Raw genomic sequence first — 2,751 nt, 5'->3', positions numbered from 1 at the left:
GCCGGGATGGGGCTGGTGGTCGGCACCGTGGCCGTCGCGACCGCACTGGCTCGCGACGCGGTCATCCGACGTCTGCGCAGCAGCGGACGCTGGGTGCCGCGCGCCAGCGGCGCGCTGCTGCTCCTGGCGGGGTCCTACGTGGCCTACTACGGCTGGTGGGAGGTGCGGGTGCTGCGCGGCGACGCCGTCGGCGACGACCCGGTGATCGCGGTGGCGGAGTCCCTGCAGATCACCCTGGCCCAGACGGTCGACTCCCTCGGACCGCTCGCCTGGCTGCTCCTGCTCGCCGCCCTCGTCGTCCTCACCCTCGCGGCCCGCACCCTGCGCGCCGTCCGTTCTCGCCGAGTCGGCGCGTAGTCGCGCCGACTCGGCAAAGAATGCGGGACGGATCAGGCGAAGGCGACCACTCCGAGCTCGGCCGGCGAGGCCAGGAGGTCGTTGCTCGGGAGGATCCTGACTGTGTAGCCGAAGGCCCCACTGCGGGCCAGGGAGAGCCGACCGTCGAAGCGGAACCGGCCGCCGTCGTAGGACTCGCTGATCGTCAGGTCGAAGGCGACCGTCTCGGTCAACGAGTCGTCGGAGTGCGCGCGCCCGTGCACGAGCTGCACCCGCACGTCGTGCGGTGAGAGGTCACCGAGCGCCACGAAGGCCCGCACGGTGAGCTCGGACCCGACCTCGGGGGCATCGCCCACCCCGCTCGACTCGACGTGCTCGACCTTCACCTCGGGCCACCCCGCCCGCACCTTCTTCTTCCACGCCGCGAGCTCACGGGCGCCGGCGAAGTCGGAGTTGAGCGCTCGAGCGGTCTCGGTGGCGGGCGCGTAGAGCTGCTTGGTGTAGTCGCGCACCATCCGGGTCGCGAGCACCTTGGGCCCGAGCGACTTCAGGGTGTGGCGCAGCATCTCGACCCAGCGCGTCGGCACGCCGTCGGCGTCGACGTCGTAGAAGCGCGGCGTCACCTCGCGCTCGAGCTGGTCGTAGAGGGCGGCGGCCTCGAGGTCGTCGCGCTTGTCGGTGTCGTCGACGCCGTCGGCCGACGGGATCGCCCAGCCGTTGTCGCCGTCGTACCACTCGTCCCACCAGCCGTCGAGGATCGACAGGTTCAGACCACCGTTGAGCGCAGCCTTCATGCCCGACGTGCCGCACGCCTCGTAGGGACGCAGCGGGTTGTTGAGCCACACGTCGCAGCCGGGGTAGAGCGGCTGCGCCATCGCGATGTCGTAGTTGGGCAGGAAGACGATGCGGTGCCGCACGTCGGCCTCGTCGGCGAAGCGCACCATCTCCTGGATCAGCTTCTTGCCGCCGTCGTCAGCCGGGTGCGACTTGCCGGCGATGATCAGCTGCACCGGTCGCTCGGGGTGGAGCAGCAGACGGCGCAGCCGCTCGGGGTCGCGCAACATCAACGTGAGTCGCTTGTACGACGGCACCCGGCGCGCGAAGCCGATCGTCAGGACGTCGGGGTCCAGCGCCTCGTCGATCCACGCCAGCTCGGCCTTGGCTGCACCGCGCTTCTCCCACGAGCGGGCCAGCCGCTTGCGGGCGTCGACGACCAGGCGCTCGCGCAGCACCCGCTTGACCCGCCACACGTCGACCCCGGAGATCTCGTCGACGGCGTTCCAGAACCCGTCGGTGTCGTCGGAGTCGGTGTCGGCGCCTCGCGAGGTCGCCAGTGCGATCACCTCGCGCGCCACCCAGGTCGGGGCGTGGACGCCGTTGGTGATCGACCCGATCGGCACCTCGGCCTCGTCGAAGGCCGGCCAGAGGCCGTTGAACATGCCGCGGCTGACCTCGCCGTGCAGCTGGGACACGCCGTTGGCGCGCTGGGCGAGGCGGAACCCCATCACCGCCATGTTGAAGACCCCGTGGTCACCACCGTCGTAATCCTCGCTGCCGAGCGCGAGGATCCGCTCGGTCGGCACGCCCGGCGTCGCGCCGTTCTCGCCGAGGTACTGCTCGATCAGCGTGCGCGAGAACCGGTCGATGCCGGCCGGCACCGGGGTGTGGGTGGTGAACACCGTCGAGGCCCGCCCCACCTCCAGCGCGGTGTCGAAGTCGAGCCGAGGACCGTTCGGGGCCACGGTGAGCTCACGGATGCGCTCGATGCCGAGGAACCCCGCGTGCCCCTCGTTGGTGTGGAACACCTCCGGCTCCGGCGCTCCGGTGATCCGGGCGTAGGCACGCAGGGCCCGCACGCCACCGACGCCGAGGAGCAGCTCCTGGCGCAGCCGGTGCTCCGACGTGCCGCCGTACAGCCGGTCGGTCACGTCGACGTAGTGCTCGGGGTTGCCCTCGACGTCGGTGTCGAGCATCAGCAGCGGCACGCGCCCGACACCAGCCACCCAGATGCGCGCGAGCAGGTCGGGACCGTCGGGCATCTGGATCGAGATCGTGGCGCGGGTGCCGTCGGGCTCCCGCAGCAGCGAGATCGGCAGCTCGTCGGGGTCGAGCACCGGGTAGGTCTCCTGCTGCCAGCCCTCGCGCGAGAGCGACTGCTGGAAGTAGCCGTGCCGGTAGAGCAGCCCGACCCCGATGATCGGCACGCCCAGGTCGCTGGCGGCCTTGAGGTGGTCGCCGGCGAGGATGCCGAGCCCGCCGGAGTACTGCGGCAGCACGGCCGTGATGCCGAACTCGGGCGAGAAGTAGGCGATGGAGCGTGGACCGGTCGCCGCCATCTTGCGCTGGTACCACCGCTCCCCCGACAGGTAGGCCGCCAGGTCGGCGCTCGCGGTCGCGTGCCGCTCGAGGAAGCCC

At 71.4% G+C, this 2,751-nt stretch carries 1 protein-coding gene and 1 pseudogene; one reads left to right on the top strand and one right to left on the bottom strand.

Going from position 1 to position 2,751, the window contains the following annotated elements; genetic code table 11:
• A pseudogene (locus VOI19_RS17670) lies at positions 1–357 on the top strand (cytochrome c biogenesis protein CcdA); the annotation flags it as partial.
• A 32-nt stretch (positions 358–389) separates the two neighbouring features.
• Here VOI19_RS17670 and glgP read toward each other — a convergent pair.
• A partial coding sequence (gene glgP / locus VOI19_RS17665) for an alpha-glucan family phosphorylase (protein ID WP_323794259.1) occupies positions 390–2,751 on the bottom strand: 2,362 nt, incomplete at its 5' end.

The sequence above is a fragment of the Nocardioides sp. genome (genome assembly GCF_034670285.1).
GTDB lineage: Bacteria > Actinomycetota > Actinomycetes > Propionibacteriales > Nocardioidaceae > Nocardioides.
The sequence above is the reverse complement of the archived record's forward strand: the minus strand, read 5'-3'. Positions and strand labels throughout refer to the sequence as shown.